Source organism: Tessaracoccus sp. MC1679 (genome assembly GCF_014164775.1).
Lineage (GTDB): Bacteria > Actinomycetota > Actinomycetes > Propionibacteriales > Propionibacteriaceae > Arachnia.
The window spans coordinates 288,382-305,829 of sequence record NZ_JACJGB010000003.1; the positions used below are offsets into that span (position 1 = coordinate 288,382).

At 69.8% G+C, this 17,448-nt stretch carries 15 protein-coding genes; 13 read left to right on the plus strand and 2 right to left on the minus strand.

Annotated elements, in window-relative coordinates:
- The first annotated feature begins 1 nt into the window (after position 1).
- From H5398_RS06700 to H5398_RS06725, 6 genes are read left to right on the plus strand one after another with little or no spacing between them, the layout of a single operon-like run.
- Positions 2-829, plus strand: a complete 828-nt coding sequence (locus tag H5398_RS06700; protein ID WP_182799565.1) for an RNA methyltransferase — start codon at positions 2-4, stop codon at positions 827-829.
- Positions 813-1,922, plus strand: coding sequence for a phenylalanine--tRNA ligase subunit alpha (pheS, locus tag H5398_RS06705; RefSeq protein ID WP_182799467.1), 1,110 nt, complete (start codon positions 813-815; stop codon positions 1,920-1,922). The genes H5398_RS06700 and pheS overlap by 17 nt, the downstream gene beginning before the upstream one ends.
- On the plus strand, positions 1,919-4,408 hold the full coding sequence (gene pheT / locus H5398_RS06710) for a phenylalanine--tRNA ligase subunit beta (protein WP_182799468.1): 2,490 nt from the start codon (positions 1,919-1,921) through the stop codon (positions 4,406-4,408). The genes pheS and pheT overlap by 4 nt, the downstream gene beginning before the upstream one ends.
- Positions 4,409-4,449: 41 nt before the next feature.
- A complete protein-coding gene (locus H5398_RS06715; RefSeq protein WP_182799469.1) occupies positions 4,450-5,520 on the plus strand; it encodes a GNAT family N-acetyltransferase in 1,071 nt (356 codons plus the stop codon).
- 5 nt (positions 5,521-5,525) lie between these two features.
- Positions 5,526-6,113 carry a TetR family transcriptional regulator gene (locus tag H5398_RS06720; RefSeq protein ID WP_182799470.1) on the plus strand — a complete coding sequence of 196 codons (588 nt, stop codon included), beginning with the start codon at positions 5,526-5,528 and terminating at the stop codon, positions 6,111-6,113.
- The gene (locus H5398_RS06725; protein WP_182799471.1) at positions 6,110-7,450 is read left to right on the plus strand and encodes an MFS transporter; all 1,341 of its coding nucleotides are present in this window, start codon (positions 6,110-6,112) and stop codon (positions 7,448-7,450) included. Before H5398_RS06720 ends, H5398_RS06725 begins: the two co-directional genes overlap by 4 nt.
- On the opposite strand, the gene putP is transcribed toward H5398_RS06725, so the two are convergent.
- Together putP and H5398_RS06735 are read right to left on the minus strand one after the other, a co-directional pair.
- Positions 7,365-8,846 (minus strand): sodium/proline symporter PutP, encoded by a 1,482-nt coding sequence (gene putP / locus H5398_RS06730; RefSeq protein ID WP_182799472.1) that lies wholly within the window; start codon positions 8,844-8,846, stop codon positions 7,365-7,367. The two genes, H5398_RS06725 and putP, sit on opposite strands and share 86 nt — an antisense overlap.
- 67 nt (positions 8,847-8,913) lie before the next feature.
- A complete protein-coding gene (locus H5398_RS06735; RefSeq protein WP_182799473.1) occupies positions 8,914-9,816 on the minus strand; it encodes a hypothetical protein in 903 nt (300 codons plus the stop codon).
- 81 nt (positions 9,817-9,897) lie between these two features.
- On the opposite strand from H5398_RS06735, the gene argC reads away from it, so the two are divergent.
- The 7 genes from argC to tyrS are packed head-to-tail and all read left to right on the plus strand — an operon-like array spanning position 9,898 to position 17,448.
- Positions 9,898-10,929: an N-acetyl-gamma-glutamyl-phosphate reductase gene (argC, locus tag H5398_RS06740; RefSeq protein ID WP_182799474.1), complete on the plus strand. Its 1,032-nt coding sequence runs from the start codon at positions 9,898-9,900 to the stop codon at positions 10,927-10,929.
- A 40-nt stretch (positions 10,930-10,969) separates the two neighbouring features.
- On the plus strand, positions 10,970-12,133 hold the full coding sequence (gene argJ, locus H5398_RS06745) for a bifunctional glutamate N-acetyltransferase/amino-acid acetyltransferase ArgJ (RefSeq protein WP_182799475.1): 1,164 nt from the start codon (positions 10,970-10,972) through the stop codon (positions 12,131-12,133).
- A 58-nt stretch (positions 12,134-12,191) separates the two neighbouring features.
- Positions 12,192-13,097, plus strand: a complete 906-nt coding sequence (gene argB / locus H5398_RS06750; RefSeq protein WP_182799566.1) for an acetylglutamate kinase — start codon at positions 12,192-12,194, stop codon at positions 13,095-13,097.
- Positions 13,094-14,266: an acetylornithine transaminase gene (locus H5398_RS06755; RefSeq protein WP_182799476.1), complete on the plus strand. Its 1,173-nt coding sequence runs from the start codon at positions 13,094-13,096 to the stop codon at positions 14,264-14,266. The genes argB and H5398_RS06755 overlap by 4 nt, the downstream gene beginning before the upstream one ends.
- Positions 14,259-14,759: an arginine repressor gene (locus H5398_RS06760; RefSeq protein ID WP_182799477.1), complete on the plus strand. Its 501-nt coding sequence runs from the start codon at positions 14,259-14,261 to the stop codon at positions 14,757-14,759. Before H5398_RS06755 ends, H5398_RS06760 begins: the two co-directional genes overlap by 8 nt.
- Complete coding sequence (gene argH, locus H5398_RS06765) at positions 14,749-16,161, plus strand: argininosuccinate lyase (protein ID WP_182799478.1); 1,413 nt, start codon at positions 14,749-14,751, stop codon at positions 16,159-16,161. Before H5398_RS06760 ends, argH begins: the two co-directional genes overlap by 11 nt.
- A 33-nt stretch (positions 16,162-16,194) precedes the next feature.
- Positions 16,195-17,448, plus strand: a complete 1,254-nt coding sequence (tyrS, locus tag H5398_RS06770; protein ID WP_182799479.1) for a tyrosine--tRNA ligase — start codon at positions 16,195-16,197, stop codon at positions 17,446-17,448.

Sequence of the window (17,448 nt, forward strand, 5' to 3'; positions counted from 1 at the left end):
GATGGAACCGAACGTTGCCCCTGGCCTCCCCGCCTCGGTGCTGCGTTCGGTTCGTCGTTTGACGCAGCGCCGGGGCCGGGACCTGTCGGGGACCTTCCTCGTTGAGGGTCGCCAAGCGGTCCGGGAGGCGTTGGCCGCGGCGCGAGTCGTCGAGGAGGTGATCGTCGACGATCCCGCCAAGCACGCTGATCTTCTCCAGGGGATCGCGGTGCCGGTGTGGCAGGCCGACGAGCACGCCATGAGGCAGCTCAGCGACACGGTCACCCCGCAGGGCATCGTAGCGGTCTGCCGGCAGCTGAGCTTCGGCTGGGACGCCCTGGAGGGCGCTCGGCTGGTGGTGATCTGCGCGCAGGTGCGGGACCCCGGCAACGCCGGCACCGTCATCCGGTGTGCCGATGCCTTCGGCGCCGACGCCGTGATCCTCACCGCCGGAAGCGTCGAGATCTACAACCCCAAGACCGTCAGGTCCACGGTGGGCAGCCTCTTCCACATGCCCATCCTCACCGGCGTTCCCCTGTCCGAGGCCGTCGCGCGGGTCAAGGCGATGGGGTTGAAGGTCCTCGCGGCCGACGGCGACGGGGCAGCACTGGACCTCAAGGCCGCCGCCGGTGAGCTCAGCGGTCCCATCGCCTGGATCATGGGCAATGAGGCGTGGGGGCTGCCCCCGGAGGATGCCCGGCTGGCGGACGAGGTGGTCGCCGTGCCAATGTGGGGGCAAGCGGAGAGCCTCAACCTTTCCAGCGCGGCTGCGGTGTGCCTCTACGCCACCGCATCTGCGCAACGTCGAACCGGTGAAGAAGGAGGACCCGACGATGTCCGGGCCCAATGACAACTTTGATCCCAAGCAGGTCGCTGCCCTCAATCCGGATGCCATCGACTCCGCCGTGGCGGCCGCCCTGGCGGCGATCGACGCGGCCACCACCACGGCCGAGCTGAAGCAGGCCCGCCTGGACCACGCGGGCGACGCCTCGCCGCTGGCGTTGGCGAACCGTGAGATCGGCGCCCTTCCGCCTCAGGCCCGCAAGGAGGCCGGGCAACGGGTGGGGCAGGCGCGCGCTACCGTCGCGCGGGCCGTCGCGGATCGCCAGGCCGGCCTTGCGGCCTCCGAACTCGAGGAGGCGCTCGTGGCCGAACGCCTTGACATGACGCTGCCTGTGGAGATGGGCCCCCGCGGGGCTCTGCACCCCGTCACGTCCCTCATCGACGAGATGATCGACGTATTCGTGGGCATGGGCTGGGAGGTGGCCGACGGTCCCGAACTCGAGGCCGAATGGTACAACTTCGACGCACTCAACCTGGCGCCGGACCACCCCGCACGGGCCCAACAGGACACCCTGTGGGTGGACCCGCCGTCGGAGGGCAAGCTGCTGCGCACCCAGACCTCGCCTGTGCAGGTCCGGTCTCTACTCGAGCGTGGCATCCCGCTGTATGTGATCAGCCCCGGGAAGGTCTTCCGGGCCGATGAGTACGACTCCACCCACCTGCCCGTGTTCCATCAGTTGGAGGGCCTCGTGGTGGACAAGGGCATCTCGATGGCTGACCTGCGGGGGACTCTGGACCACCTGGCGCGGGCAATGTTCGGCGACGTGCAGACCCGGATGCGGCCCCACTACTTCCCGTTCACCGAGCCGAGCGCCGAGGTGGACCTGCAGTGCTTCGTCTGCCACGGTGAGTCCGTCGGCAACCCGGAGCGCCCCTGCCGCACCTGCCGGTCCGAAGGCTGGATCGAGTGGGGCGGCTGTGGCGTCGTCAACCCGCGCGTCCTCACGGCCTGCGGCATCGACGCCGACGTCTACTCGGGCTTCGCCTTCGGGATGGGCGTGGACCGCACGGTGATGTTCCGCACCGGCGCGCCGGACCTCCGCGACTTCGTCGAGGGCGACATCCGATTCAGCCGTTCAATCCTGGGAGGATCCCGATGAAGGCCCCCGTTTCCTGGCTGCGAGACCTCGTCACGCTGCCCGCCGGCGTCACCACCGCCCACCTCGCCGAACAGTTCACCGCGCTGGGTCTCACCGTCGAACACATCGAGTCCACCGAGTCGCCCGTCACCGGTCCCCTCACCGTGGGGCGCGTGCTCACGTCGGTGGATGAGCCGCAGAAGAACGGCAAGACCATCCGCTACTGCCGGGTGGATGTCGGCGCCCACAACGACGAGGCCACTGACGAGTACCCCGCGAGCCGCGGCATCGTCTGCGGAGCCCACAACTTCGCCGAAGGCGACCTGGTGGTGGTGGCGCTCCCCGGCACCGTGCTGCCCGGCGACTTCCAGATCGCCGCCCGAAAGACCTACGGACACGTCTCCGACGGCATGATCTGCTCCCAGCTCGAGCTCGGGCTGGGCGAGGATCACGACGGCATCATCGTGCTGCCCTCCGACGCAGGTGAGCCGGGCGACGACGCAGTCGCCCTCCTGTGGACCGCCGATGAGGTGCTGGACATCGACGTCACCCCGGATCTGAGCTACTGCCTGTCCCTCCGGGGCCTGGCGCGGGAGGCCTCGATCGTCAACGGGGTCTCCTTCGAGGATCCGTACCGGCAGCACCTGCCTGAGCCCACCGACGGCGGACACCGCGTCGTGTTGGAGGACCCCCGCTGCACGGCGTTCGTAGCCCTTACGATTGACGGCCTCGACCCGGCTGCCGCCACCCCGGGGTGGATGGCGGACAGGCTGAAGGGGGCGGGAGTCCGCTCGATCTCGCTGGCGGTGGACGTGACCAACTACGTGATGCTGGAGTCCGGTCAGCCCCTCCACGCCTACGACGCGCGAAAGCTCCAAGGCCCGATCCGGGTCCGTGCGGCCGCAGCAGGGGAGAAGTTGCGGACCCTGGACGGGCAGGACCGGCAGCTGGACGCAGACGACCTGCTGATCACCGACGACTCAGGCCCGATCGGGCTCGCGGGCGTCATGGGCGGCGAAGACACCGAGGTGTCCGGATCGACAACCACCATCGTGCTCGAGGCAGCGCACTTCCAGCCGGTCTCCGTGTCGCGGACCTTCCGCCGCCACGGACTTCCCTCGGAGGCGTCCAAGCGGTTCGAGCGCGGCGTCGACCCGCAGGTGCCCTACGCCGCCGCCCGGCGCGCCGCCCAACTGCTCACCACCCACGGCGGGGGCGCGATGACAGCCGAGACCGTCGTCGGGTCGGCCCCAACGCCCCACAGGGTGTCGTTGCGCTCCGGACTCATCCCCGCCGTGCTGGGGACGCGCGTGGATCAGGACGAGAGCGTCCGGCTGCTGGCGGCAAGCGGGGTGTCCGTGACTTCGCTGGGCGATTCCCTGACGCTGGAGGTGCCGAGCTGGCGCGGCGACCTCGTTGACCCCTACGACATCGTCGAGGAGGTCGGACGCCACATCGGCTACGACCGCATCGGACTCAAGCTCCCCATCCCGCCCGTGAGCCGCGGGCTGGCGCCGCGCCTGCTCCATCGGCGGGCCGTGCTGCGGGCCATCGCGGCCCTCGGGTTCACCGAGGTGCTGTCGCTGCCCTTCGCCTCGGTCGAGGAGCTCGATCAGCTGCAGATCCCGGCCGACGACCCGACCCGGCGGCTCATCCGGTTGGCCAACCCGCTGTCCGAGACCCATCCCTACCTGCGGACCTCCCTGCTGCCGGGGCTGTTCGCCGCCGTGGCGCGCAACACCTCCCGCAGCCTCACGGACCTCGCGCTGTTCGAGCAGGGCAAGGCGTTCTTCGAGGGTGGCGAGCCCGCCGCACCGCGTCCCGGTGTGGCGCACCGACCGTCCGATGAGGAGATCGCCGACATCGACGCGGCCATCCCAGCGCAGCCGCACACGGTGGCCGCGGTCGTCACCGGCAACTGGAGGCCCGCGGGATGGGCCGGCCCTGCTGTCGCGGCGGACTGGACCCACGTGGTGGCCCTCGCGGAGCACGCCGCCGCGGCCGTGGGTGCGCGGCTGTCGCGGCGCAACGTGGAGCGGGCGCCATGGCATCCGGGTCGCTGCGCTGAGCTGTCGCTCAACGGGATCGTGTTGGGCTACGCCGGCGAGGTGCACCCAGCGGTGGTCGCGGCTCTGCGGCTCCCCGAGCGAACCGCGGCTGTCGAGTTCAACCTGGACCTCCTGCTGAGCCAGGCCGTCTCGGGGGGCGCCATCGGGACTCTGTCGCCGTTCCCGCTCGCCAAGGAGGACGTGGCGCTGATCGTCGATCGCGACGTTCCTGCCGCTGAGGTCGAGTCCGCGTTGGCTGAGGGTGCAGGGGAGCTGCTGGAGTCCATCTCCCTGTTCGACGTGTACTCGGGCGATCAGGTGGGCGAGGGGCGCAAGTCGTTGGCGTTCGCGCTGCGCTTCCGATCCGACAGGACCCTGACCGACGCGGAAGCTGCAGCCGCGAGGCAGGCGGCCGTGGCGGTCGCCGTCGAACGGTTCGGGGCGGTGCAGCGCGCCTGACGCTCACGCCGGTTCCCCGGCGTCCCGAGTAGGCTGCTCAGGTGCAGATCACGCGGATGGACTACCCCTCGTTCCCTGAGGATCCAGGCTTCTGGATCTTCGAGCTCGACGAGCGTCTCTGGGGCGACGTGGTGCGCGGGCTGTTCGGCAACGAGGACCTGTCGCACTCGGCGCTGCGCCGCTGGGCCGAAGGGACCAGGCCCCAGTACAGCCTCCAGGTGCCGTTCGTTGCGTTCGAGGACGGCACGCCCGTGGGTGTCGCGTTCGTTGAGCTGCCGCAGCGTGACAACAGGCACGTGGCCTTCCTCAGCGTTGTCGTGGCGGAGGCTCACCGCGGCCGTGGCATAGGCGCGGCGCTCTATGACGCAGCGGTCGCGGAGGCGCGCTCCGCCGGCCGCGACACCCTGCAGGCCTGGACGTGGGAGCCGGCCACTCCCCGCGGCTCGCGCCGGCTCAGCGCGGCTGAGGGGGAGGGGGCCATCGACCCGGAAGGAGCACCGGCGCGATTCCTGCTGGGCAGGGGCTACCGGCTCGTGCAGGTTGAGACCATCTCAGGGATGACCCTCCCGGAGCAGGGCCTGCTGGACGCCGATGCCGCTGCGGCTCGGGCGGCCACCGCGCCCGAGTACGACCTGGTGCAGTGGTCTGGAACCACCCCGGCTGAATGGCTGGACGAGATGGCCCGCCTGATGGTGGTGATGAGCACCGACGTGCCGATGGGCGAGGCGGCTCTTGAGCCTGAGCTGATCGACGCCGCCCGGGTGCTCAGCCACGATGAGGCGCTGGCCAGGGGTGGCTGCGAGTGGCTCTATACCGCCGTCCGGCACATCCCGACGGGGCGCCTCGTCGGCTTCACCCGATTCATCTACGAGTCCGGCCGGCCGGTGGTGGACCAGTGGGAGACCCTCGTCGTTGGAGACCACCGCGGTCGCGGCCTGGGCTGGTTCGCCAAGACGCACAGTCACGCCTCGGTGCGCGCACAGTGGCCACTGGCCGGGCGGCTGATCACGGGCAACGCGTCGGAGAACGACTACATGTTGGCCATCAACCGGCGTCTGGGGTATCGCCCGATCGCCGCGTCGGGTTGGTTCGAGCACCGGATGCGGGGCTGAGGCGCGTGGCGCTGTCCCGTCGGTCCATCGTTGAGGCAGGGCTAGGCATTCTCGACGAGTACGGCCTCGGCGACCTTTCGATGCGGCGGGTTGCCGACGCACTCGGGGTCCAGGCCGGGGCGCTGTACTATCACGTTCCCAACAAGCAGTCGCTGCTCGCCGCCGTCGCCGACGAGATCCTCGCCGCCGCTGTGGCCGACGGGGCCCCGGGTCCAGGCGCCGTCGCCGAATGGCTGTCGGAGTGGGCGCGAGGGCTGCGTCGGGCGCTGCTCCAGCACCGCGATGCCGCCGAGCTGGTCTCCTCGGCGCACGCGCTCGGACTCGGCGCGGTGGATCCATGTGCCGCCGGTCAGGCGCGGTTGGAGGCCGCCCTGGCGCATGAGCCGGCCGCCACCATGGCGGCGCTCCTGCACTTCGTGCTCGGGCACGTCATGGAGGAGCAGACGCGGGCGCAGATGCATCAGTTGGGCGTGGTCAGCCACTTTGATGCCGCCGACGCGACCCGCACCTTCGAGTGGGGGCTTGCGCTCTTCATCTCAGGGGTGGACTCGTCCACGGTGCGGATCGGGGTCGGACCCGGCGCGATGCGATGAGCGCGAGTGCGCGCCTCGTCCTGCGTTCGCTGATCGGACCGGTGTACGCGCCCACGCTGGCTCAGGCCGTCGGAATGATGGCCACTCTGCCTGTGATCCCGCTCATCGCCCTGGCGTTGGGGTTCTCGGTACCGGCGGCAGCAGCGCTGACCCTCATCACCGGTGTCGTGGGTGTTCTCGGCCCCATCCCTTTGGGGGCGCTGATGACGGCGCTGGGGGAGCGGCGGGCCATGATCGTCACCGGGGTGGCGGTGACCTGCACCCAGATCGGCACGCTGGTGATGGTGGAGCATGCACGCATCACCGGCCCCACGCACTGGCACCAGGCGGGCCTTGTCGCCTCCCTCGTGGTGTCGTCACTGTCCCGGGAGGTGTGGATCATCGGGCGGCAGGCCTACCTCGGAACCGCTCTGCCACCAGAACTGCGGGCCCGGGGGATGAGCACCTTCGGAGGCATGATGCGCATCGGCCAGGTGATCGGGCCACTGCTCGGGGCAGGCATCATCGCCCTGGGTTACGAGGGTTGGGTGATCGGTCTCGACGCGGTGGCGATGGCCGCCGCCACGCTCATGGTGGCGCTCACGATGCTCCCCGGGGAGCACGCCGCGAAGCGACCCACCATGCGCCAGGCAGTGGGAAGAATCCCGGTGGCGCCCTCGCCGCAGGCGCCGGACCGGACCGCCGGCGTGACCATGGTCCTCGCCGGATTCGCCACGGTGCCGCTCACCATGTCCCGGATCTCCCGCCCGCTCATCTTCCCGCTGCTGGGCGCGATGCTCGGGCTCCGCGGTGACGAGATCTCGCTCATCTTCGCCATCGCCGCCGTGGTCGAGTTGGGGATGTTCGTTCCGGCGGGGACCCTGATGGACCGACATGGGCGGGCCGCCGTCCTGGTGCCGTGCCTCATCTTCTCCGGCGCCGGATACGTGCTTCTGGTGGTGCTCTCCGCGACAATCCCAGAGGGTTCGCGGACCGGGGCCTTCTGGGCCCTTGCAGCGTCGGCGGCCCTGGTGGCATTCGGGAACGGGTTCGGGGCCGGCATCGTGATGACGCTGGGTATCGACCTGTCGCCCGAGGCCCACCGGACCCGGCATCTGGCCAGGTGGAACACCGTCAACGGCACGGGTTGGCTGCTGGCGCCCGGCATCGTGGCACTGGTGACGGTGGCGTGGCCGATCGCGGCGGCCGGGGCCGTGATCGGGGGTCTGTGCTGGGCGGGGGCGGTGTGGGCGTGGTGGTTGATGCCTCAGATCACGCCCGGGCCAGCAGGCGGACCTGCTCGTCGAACTCGGCCTCGATCTCCGGGTTCCGACGGTAGGTCACCGACGACACAGTGAGCGCCGTGAGGAGGTTGAGCAGGAAGCCGGGCAGGATCTCGTAGACGTCGAAGATGCCGCCCTCCAACGTCCCCCAGACGCCGACGGTCACCGCGCCCACCACCATGCCCGCGAGGGCTCCCCAACTGCTGAGCCCGCGCCAGTAGAGGCTCAGCAGCACCGTCGGCCCGAAGGCGGCGCCGAAGCCGGCCCAGGCGAAGGCGACCAGGCCCAGGATGGTGTCGTTCTGCTCCCAGGCCAGCGCAGCGGCGACGATGGCCACGGCCAGCACCGCCCCCCTGCTCAACAGCACGCCGCGTGCGGCGGTCAGCCCTGCGGGGAAGAACGTCGCGTACAGGTCCTCGACGAGGGCCGACGCCGTGACCAGGAGTTGCGACGAGATGGTGGACATGATGGCGGCGAGGATCGCCGCCAGCATGAACCCGGCGATCAGGGGGTGGAACAGCAGTTGTCCCAAGGCGATGAACACCGTCTCCTGGTCCGGGAGGAGGCCCTCGTCACGCTTGAAGACAGCGATGCCCACGAGTGCGGTGCCTGCGGCGCCGAGGCAGGACAGGATCATCCAGCCCATGCCGATGCGTCGGGCGGGCACGGCCTCCTGAGGTGTGCGCAGCGCCATGAACCGCACGACGATGTGCGGCTGGCCGAAGTAGCCCAGCCCCCACGCGGCAGACGACACCACGCCCATCACGGTGGTCGTGGCCCCCCAGAGCTTGAAGGCGTCCGGGTCCAGTGTCACGACGATGTCGTACAGCGCGACCGGCCCGCCGACATAGACCACCCCTGCGAGCGGGACCGCGACCAGCGCCGCCAGCATCATGATTCCCTGGACGAGGTCGGTGTAGGACACGGCCAGGAAGCCACCCACCAGGGTGTAGAGCACCACAACCCCGGCCACCAGGACCATGCCCAGGCGGTAGTCCATGCCGAACGAGGCGTCGAAGAACTTGCCCCCGGCCACCATTCCGCTCGAGACGTAGAAGGTGAAGAACACCAGGATGATCACGCCGGCGGTGAGGCGTAGCGCTCTCGTCGAGTCCCTGAGGCGGTTGCCGAAGAAGCTGGGGATGGTGATCGCGTCGCCCGCCAGTTCGGTGTAGGCGCGCAGGCGGGGGGCGACGAACTTCCAGTTGAGCCAAGCGCCGATGCTCAGCCCGATGGCGATCCAGAACTCCACCATGCCTGAGAGGTACAGCGCCCCGGGCAGTCCCATGAGCAGCCACCCCGACATGTCGGAGGCTCCCGCGGAGAGCGCGGCCGCCACTGGGCCGAGCGCCCGTCCCGCCAGCATGTAGTCGTTGACGGTGGTCGTGCGGTAGTAGGCCCAGACTCCGATGCCGATCATGGCGGCGAAGTACACGACCATCGCGATGCCCTGGTAGGTCTCCTCAGACATGTCTTCCCTTCGAAGCGGCGAACTCATGTCAACCTATCGCGCGTTCGCGGGGGCAGGATCGGCGAACTCAGCTAACGCGACCCTTGGGCCCTGCTGCAGAGATGACCAGGCCGAGGATACCGAATGCGAGGAGCGCCCATCCCACCGTGACGGCGGGTGCGGTCCAGTCCTGCAGGGAGGACATCGTGCCCTCGACAAGGGCCGACTGGACCGCCGCCGCGAGGGTACTCCCGTCGGGGACGGAAACCCCGTCGAGCGTGCGCCGCCCGAGGATCACCGCGACCATCCCAGCGACCGCCGCCAGGGTCCAGGCAACCCAGCGCCCTCGGCGTGAGCCGACGGCGAGCCCGAGGACAGCCAGCAGGATAGCGGCCGCATAGAACCAGATCCAGTGCCTTGCCACCGCCAACCCGTCAGCGGCGTATCCGGCCTGCACCGTGTCGGGCCGGCCGAGCGCGATGCGCAGCTCCTCGGCGGGGACGTCGAGCTCCATGACGAAAGGGCGCAGGAGTTCCGGCGTCATCTCCAGCAGCCTGGCCTGACCCTCCTCGACGAATGGCGCCAGTGGCAGCCACAGAGTCGGAGCGTCGGCGCCGTCGGTGCGCATGGCGTCCAGGCCCGTCACGAAGTCCGCACGCGACAGGTCGATCGCCTCGTGCCACGCCTCCGTCACGCCTTCATCGGTCAGCGCTGCGTGTACGGCGAGCCCGATCAGGTCCTCCAGTTGTGTCCGGACTCCGGGGAGAAGGTCGACGGCGGAGGGGAGACGTGCGACCGCGGCCGCGCTCAGTTCGACGGCGATCGCGTCCATCACGCGCTGATCCGAAGCCAGGGGACCCGCTATCGCGTGCAGGGGGGCCGGGGTGCGGGCAACCCGGTCGAGCCAATGGGCCCCCAGCCCGGCCAATGCGGCGCCAACTGCGGCGAGCAGGAGCACGAGCGAGATCGTCGTGCGGACGAAGCTGGCCACCGGCGCCTCCTCAGATGTGGGGAACCCAGGGTATCCCGCCCCGGGTGGAATATGTATCGAACTCCTGGCATACTCAAGCCTATGACGTATTCAGTGGCGGTGGCGGGGTGCACGGGCTACGCGGGCGGCGAGCTGCTTCGCCTGCTGCTCCAGCACCCCGAGGTCGAGATCGGCGCACTCACCGGGAACTCGAGCGTCGGCGACAGGCTGGGGGTCCACCAGTCCCACCTGTTCGCCTTGGCCGACCGTGTGGTCGCGCCCACCACCGCGGACGAGTTGGCAGGCCACGACGTGGTCTTCCTCGCGCTTCCGCACGGCACTTCGGCCGCCATCGCAGAGCAGTTGGGCGACGACACCCTCGTGGTGGACGCCGGGGCCGATTTCAGGCTCCAGGATTCTGCTGCGTGGGAGCGGTTCTACGGGTCGGCGCATGCGGGGACGTGGCCGTACGGCCTGCCCGAGTTGCCGGGCCAGCGGGAGCGCTTGGCCGGGGCCAGGCGCATCGCGGTCCCGGGCTGTTACCCGACGGCCTGCACGCTCGCCCTTCTCCCCGCCGTGGCCAACGGCCTGATAGATCCGGGCCAGATCGTCATCGTCGCGGCCAGCGGGGCCTCCGGCGCCGGGAAGTCACTCAAGCCGAACCTCCTCGCCTCCGAGGTGATGGGCAACATGAGCCCCTATGGAGTGGGCGGGATTCACCGGCACACCCCTGAGATCGTTCAGAACCTCTCGTCTGTGACCAGCGCCGCGGTCAACGTCTCGTTCACCCCGCTGCTGGCCCCGATGCCCAGGGGAATCCTCTCCACCTGCTCCGCGCCAGTCGCCGAGGGTGTCACCTCCGAGGACGCGCAGCAGGCCTATCGGGAGTTCTACGCAGACGAACCGTTCGTGCACGTCCTGCCGCCGGGGGTGTGGCCTCAGACAGCCTCGGTCGCGGGGTCCAACGTCACGACTGTCCAGGTGACGGTCGACGAGTCGGCGGGTCGGCTGATCGCCATCTCGGCCATCGACAACCTCACCAAAGGCACCGCCGGCGGTGCGGTCCAGTCGATGAACCTGGCCCTGGGTCTTCCGGAGTCACTCGGGTTGCCCGCGGTGGGCGTCGCGCCCTGATCCAGGCAACGAATATCTCAGATAAGGAATAGACACAGTCATGAGCACACCTACCGGAGTGACCCTCCCGCAGGGATTCCTCGCCTCGGGCGTCACGGCCGGCCTCAAGGCGAGCGGCCGCCCGGACCTCGCCGTCGTCCGGAACACCGGGCCGAGCATGGCGGCGGCCGGCGTCTTCACCTCGAACCGCGTCGTCGCGGCCCCGGTGAAGTGGTCGAGGCAGGCGGTCGAGGACGGACAGTTGCAGGCCGTGGTGCTCAACTCGGGCGGCGCCAACGCGTGCACGGGAGCGGACGGTTTCGCTGATTCGGCTGCGACGGCGTCGCGGGTCGCGGGGCAGCTCGGGCTCATCACTGACAACGTCGCGGTGTGCTCCACCGGGCTGATCGGGCTCCGGCTGCCGATGGACCTCCTGCTGCCGGGGGTCGACGACGCGTGCGCACACCTGTCGGATGACGGGGGCCCCGCCGCGGCCGTCGCCATCATGACCACCGACTCGGTCCCGAAGCAGGCAGGCATTCGGGTTGGGCCGTGGTCGATCGGAGGGATGGCCAAGGGAGCGGGCATGCTCGCTCCAGGCCTCGCGACCATGCTGGTGGTGCTCACCACCGACGCCGTCCTCGACGCGGGAAGCCTCGACGCCGCCCTGCGGGAGGCCACCCGGCTGAGCTTCGATCGGGCAGATTCCGATGGCTGCATGTCCACCAACGACACGGTGCTGCTGATGGCCAGCGGCGCCTCCGGGACAGCGCCGGAGCCCACCGAGTTCCAGGCGGCGCTGACCGCGATCTGCCAGGACCTCGCCCGGCAGCTGATCGCCGACGCCGAGGGCGCGGCCCACGAGATCTCCATCGAGGTGGTCGGTGCAGCGTCCGAGAGTGACGCGGTGACGGTCGGCCGGGAGATCGCCAGGTCCAACCTGTTCAAGTGCGCCATCTTCGGCGGCGATCCCAACTGGGGGAGGGTGCTCTCTGCCATCGGCGTCACCCACGCCACGTTCGACCCGGACGCTCTGGACGTCTCCTTCAACGGCATCATGGTGTGCCGGGCGGGCCAGATCGGCGACGACCGCGGCCTGGTGGACCTGTCGGGCCGTCAGGTCCACGTCCAGGTGGACCTTCATGCCGGCCGCGACACAGCGACGATCCTCACCAACGACCTCACCTACGACTACGTCAAGGAGAACGCGGAGTACTCCACCTGACCGCGGCGCTCCGCCGCACCTCCGCCTTCACGCTCCGCAACCCGAGGGACCTCCCATGATGACCAAGACCCGTATCCAGCAGCAGCCCGAGCTCATCGCCAAGGCGGGCACCCTCATCGAGGCGCTGCCCTGGCTGGCGGAGTACGCCGGGCAGACCGTCGTGATCAAGTACGGCGGGAACGCCATGACCGACGACGCGCTCAAGCGCGCCTTCGCCGAAGACATCGTGTTCCTGCGGCGCGTTGGCGTGAAGCCGGTCGTGGTGCACGGCGGCGGACCCCAGATCTCCTCAATGCTGGCGCGCCTCGACATCGCCTCGGAGTTCCGCGGCGGGCTCCGCGTCACCACCCCCGAGGCGATGGACGTGGTACGGATGGTGCTCGTCGGGCAGGTGGGGCGCGAGTTGGTCAATCTCATCAACCAGCACGGGGCGTTCGCCGTGGGCATGTCGGGCGAGGACGGCGGACTGTTCACCGCCAAGCGTCGCGGCCTGATGATCGATGACGAGGAGATAGACCTGGGACTCGTCGGCGACGTGGAGTCGGTTGATCCGGCGGCCATCCTCGACCTGATCCAGGCTGGCCGCATCCCGGTGGTGGCCACCGTCGCCCCGGACGTCGAGGGGCAGGTGCACAACGTCAACGGCGACACGGCGGCCGCCGCTCTGGCGGTGGCGCTCGGGGCCAAGCGACTCGTGATGCTCACCAACGTCGCCGGCGTCTATGCCAACTACCCGGACGAGGAGTCGGTGATCACGCAGATCTCCACGCCCGAGGTGCGCGACATGCTGCCGCGTCTAGACGCGGGCATGATCCCCAAGATGGAGGCCTGCATCCGCGCCGTCGAGGGAGGCGTCACGTCCGCCACCGTCATCGACGGGCGGATCCCGCACTGCCTCCTCCTGGAGATATTCACCGACGAGGGCGTGGGCACCATGGTCACCAACGAGGGGGCAGCGGCATGAGCCAGGCAGATCTCCAGGCGCGGTACGGCGCTGTGATGATGAACGCGTTCGGCCCCCCGAAACGGGTGTTCGAGCGCGGTGAAGGGGTGCACCTCTACGACGCCGACGGCGCCCGCTATCTCGACCTCCTCTCCGGGCTCGCGGTCAACGGCCTCGGCCACAACCATCCAGGCGTCACCGCGGCCATCACGCGCCAGCTGGGCCACCTCGGCCACGTGTCCAACTTCTTCGCCAGCGAGCAGCAAATCCGCCTCGCCGAGCGGTTGGCTGCCTTCACGGGCGCGCCCGAGGCACGCGTGTTCTTCACCAACTCCGGAACGGAGGCCAACGAGGCGGCCTTCAAGCTGACGCGGCTCACGGGCCGCACCAAGCTGGTGGCCATGGAGGGCTCCTTCCACGGCCGCACCATGGGGGCCCTGGCGCTCACCCACAATCCCAAGTACCGCGAGCCGTTCGAACCTCTCCCCGGCGAGGTGACCTTCGTGCCCTTCGGCGACGTCGCCGCGCTGCGCGAGGCGGTCGACGGCACGACGGCGGCAGTGGTGGTGGAGACCATCCAGGGGGAGAACGGCGTGGTCCCGGCGCCGGAGGGGTTCCTGGCCGCGGCGCGCGAGATCGCCACCGCGGCGGGCGCGCTGCTGTGGATCGACGAGGTGCAGACGGGGCTCGCCCGGTGCGGTGAGTACCTGGCGCACCGCGCTGAGGGCGTGGTGGCGGACCTGGTCACGCTGGCCAAGGGGCTCGGCAACGGTTTTCCGGTGGGCGCCTGCCTCGCCACAGGTTCTGCGGCGTCCCTGCTGCACCCGGGGCAGCACGGCACCACCTTCGGCGGCAACCCGGTCGCTGCGGCCGCCGGACATGCCGTCCTCGATGCGTTGGAGGGCGGCGTCCTGGACAACGCCCGCACCACCGGGCGTTGGCTCGCCGACGCCATGCGCGGGCTGGGCCATCCCCTGATCAGCGGGGTCCGGGGGCGGGGCTTGCTCCTCGGCGTGGTCCTCACCGATGAGGTGGCGGCGCGGGTAGCAGACGACGCGCTGGACGCGGGATTCATCATCAATGCGCCGCGCCCGAACGTCCTGCGGGTGGCGCCACCGCTCATCTCCACGCCAGCAGAACTGCAGCCCTTCGTCGACGCGCTGCCGGGCCTCCTGGCGCCGCATGCCTGAAGTGACGAGGGCGGGACGGCTGGCCACGCTGCGCCAGCTGGTCAACGAGGCGCGCTACGCCTCGCAGGCGGATCTGATCGAGGCCTTGGCCGCGGAAGGCATCAGCGTGAGCCAGCCCACGCTGTCCAAGGATCTTCTGGCGCTGGGCGCCATCAGGCAGCGGGCCGATGACGGCTCCCTCGTCTACGCCGCGGGCTACGATGAAGGGCACGGGGCGACCATGGACAAGCTGGCCCGGCTGTGTGCGGAGATGCTCCAGTCGCTGCGTGCGGCCGGCAATCAGATCGTGCTGAAGGTGCCACCGGGGGCCGCGCAGTATCTCGCGGCCAGCCTCGACGCCGCCGCGATGGCGGGCGTGATGGGTACGATCGCCGGGGATGACACCATCCTCGTCATCGCCGCAGACGAGGAGGCGGCCGACGGCGTGGTGCTGCGGATCTCCGAGATGACCAAGAGCGGACGACCAGGAAGAGGGCTTCTCGATGAGCACTGAGCAGGGACGACTCTGGGGCGGTCGATTCGCGGGGGGACCCAGCGAGGCCATGTTCGCGTTGAGCAAGTCCACGCAGTTCGACTGGCGGTTGGCGCTCCACGACGTGGCCGGGTCCCGGGCCCATGCCAAGGCCCTGCACGCCGCGGGACTGCTGGACGATCAGCAGGCGGCCGCCATGGACGAGGGTCTCGCGGAGCTATCCCGTCGGGTCGAGGCGCGCGAGTTCGTGGCCGCCGAGAGCGACGAGGACGTCCACGGCGCCCTGGAGCGCGGGTTGAAGGAGATCGTCGGCGCGGAGCTTGGAGGCCGGTTGCGGGCGGGACGCTCCCGCAACGACCAGATCGCCACCCTCATCCGCAGCTATCTGCGCGAGGAGGTCCGGCTGATCGCCCAGGACGTGGATCAGGTCATCGACGCGCTTGCCGCGCAAGCCCACCGGCATCTGGGCGTGGTGATGCCCGGCCGCACACACCTCCAGTCCGCGCAGCCCATCCTGCTGAGCCACCACCTACTGGCGCATGCCTGGCCGCTCGTCCGCGACAGCGACCGCCTGCGCGACCTCGACCGCCGACTGGCGGTGAGCCCGTACGGCTCCGCGGCGCTGGCCGGCACCTCCCTGGGGCTGGACCCCGAGCTGGTCGCCCGCGAGCTCGGATTCGGCTCCTCCGTGCCCAACTCGATCGACGGCACCGCGGCGCGGGACCTCATCGCCGAGGCCGCCTATGTGCTGGCCCAGATCGGTGTGGACCTGTCCCGCCTGGCGGAGGACGTGATCCTCTGGTGCACCGCCGAGTTCGGATTCGCCAGCCTGGACGACGCCTGGTCCACGGGCAGTTCGATCATGCCGCAGAAGAAGAATCCGGATGTGGCGGAGCTCGCGCGCGGGAAGGCGGGGCGCCTGATCGGCAACCTGGCGGGGCTGCTCGCGACCCTGAAGGGGCTTCCTCTGGCGTACAACCGGGACCTCCAGGAGGACAAGGAGCCCATCTTCGACGGCGTGGACCAGCTTCACGTGCTGCTGCCCGCCGTCGCGGGCATGGTGGGGACCTTGACCTTCCATCCGGACCGGATGGCCGAGGTGGCGCCGAAGGGCTTCTCGTTGGCCACGGATGTGGCGGATCACCTGGTCCGCGCCCATGTACCGTTCGCCGTGGCCCACGAGGTAGCGGGGGAGACGGTGCGCTACTGCGAGGCGAGGGGCATCACGCTGCAGGAGCTCACCGCCGAGGACCTTCCCGCCATCTCGCCCCATCTCGACGGGTCGGTGCTGGCGGTCCTGACGGTGGAGGGATCCGTCGCCTCCAGGAATGGGCGGGGTGGCACGGCGCCGGATCGCGTGGGTGAGCAGCTCGAGGAGCTGCGCGCGGCCCAGGTGGAGCTCGCCGGGTTCCACGCAGGCTGAGCCCCGAGGAGCCCTCGGGCTATGCTGACCGGCGTGAACGCACTGCTCGACGACCTTCGCTGGCGTGGCCTGATTGCCCACTCGACGGAACCCGATGCGCTGGCGGCGCATCTGGACGACGGCCCGGTGAGGTTCTACGTGGGGTTCGATCCCACCGCGCAGAGCGTGCACACCGGCAACCTGGTCCAGCTTCTGCTGGCCCGAAGGCTTCAGGATGCGGGTCACCAGCCGTTCCTGCTGGTAGGCGGTGCTACGGGCCTCATCGGGGATCCGAAGCAGTCCGGCGAGCGTGTGATGAACTCAGCCGACGTCGTGGCGGGTTGGGTGGAGCGGATCCGGGCCCAGGTCGAGCGCTACGTCCTGTTCGAGGGGCCCAACGCCGCCACCATGGTCAACAACTTCGACTGGACCAGCCAGATGTCGGTCCTGGACTTCCTCCGCGACGTGGGCAAGCACTTCCCCGTCAACAGGATGCTCGCGCGCGACGTCGTCGCCCGGCGGCTGGAGTCCGGCATCTCGTACACGGAGTTTTCCTACGTGCTGCTGCAGTCGATGGACTACCGCGAGCTGCATAGGCGTCACGGCGTGACGCTGCAGACGGGCGGCTCGGACCAGTGGGGCAACCTGACCGCCGGGGTCGAGCTCATCCGGCGCAGCGACCAGGGGCACGTCCATGCCATGGCCACGCCTCTGCTGACGAAGGCCGATGGCACCAAGTTCGGCAAGACCGAGGCCGGCACCGTCTGGCTCGATCCGACGTTGACCTCGCCGTACGCGTTCCATCAGTTCTTCCTCAACGCAGAGGATGCCAAGGTCATCGACTACCTCAAGGTGTTCTCGTTCCGCTCACGGGAGGAGATCGAGGCTCTCGAGCGCTCCGCGGTCGAGGCTCCGTTCAAGCGGGAGGCGCAGCGCGCGCTGGCAGACGACGTGACGGACCTTGTGCACGGAGTCGACGAGCGGCAGGCCGCGGTGCACGCCGCTGGAGCGCTCTTCGGGCGGGGGCAGCTGGAAGACCTGACGCCCCAGACGCTGGAGACGGTGCTGAGTGAGGTGGGCGCCAAGAGCGTCGACGCGGACGTATCCATCGTCGACGCGCTGGCGCTGTCCGGCGTGGTCGAGTCGAAGGGCGCCGCGCGGCGCGCCATCGCCGAGGGCGGCGCCTACCTCAACAACGTGAAGGTGGAGGACCCGGAGCTCATGCTCACGCCCTCAACCCTCCTGCACGGGCGTTTCGCTGTCCTCCGACGAGGGCGCAAGACGGTGGGCGGGGTTTACCGCTCCTGA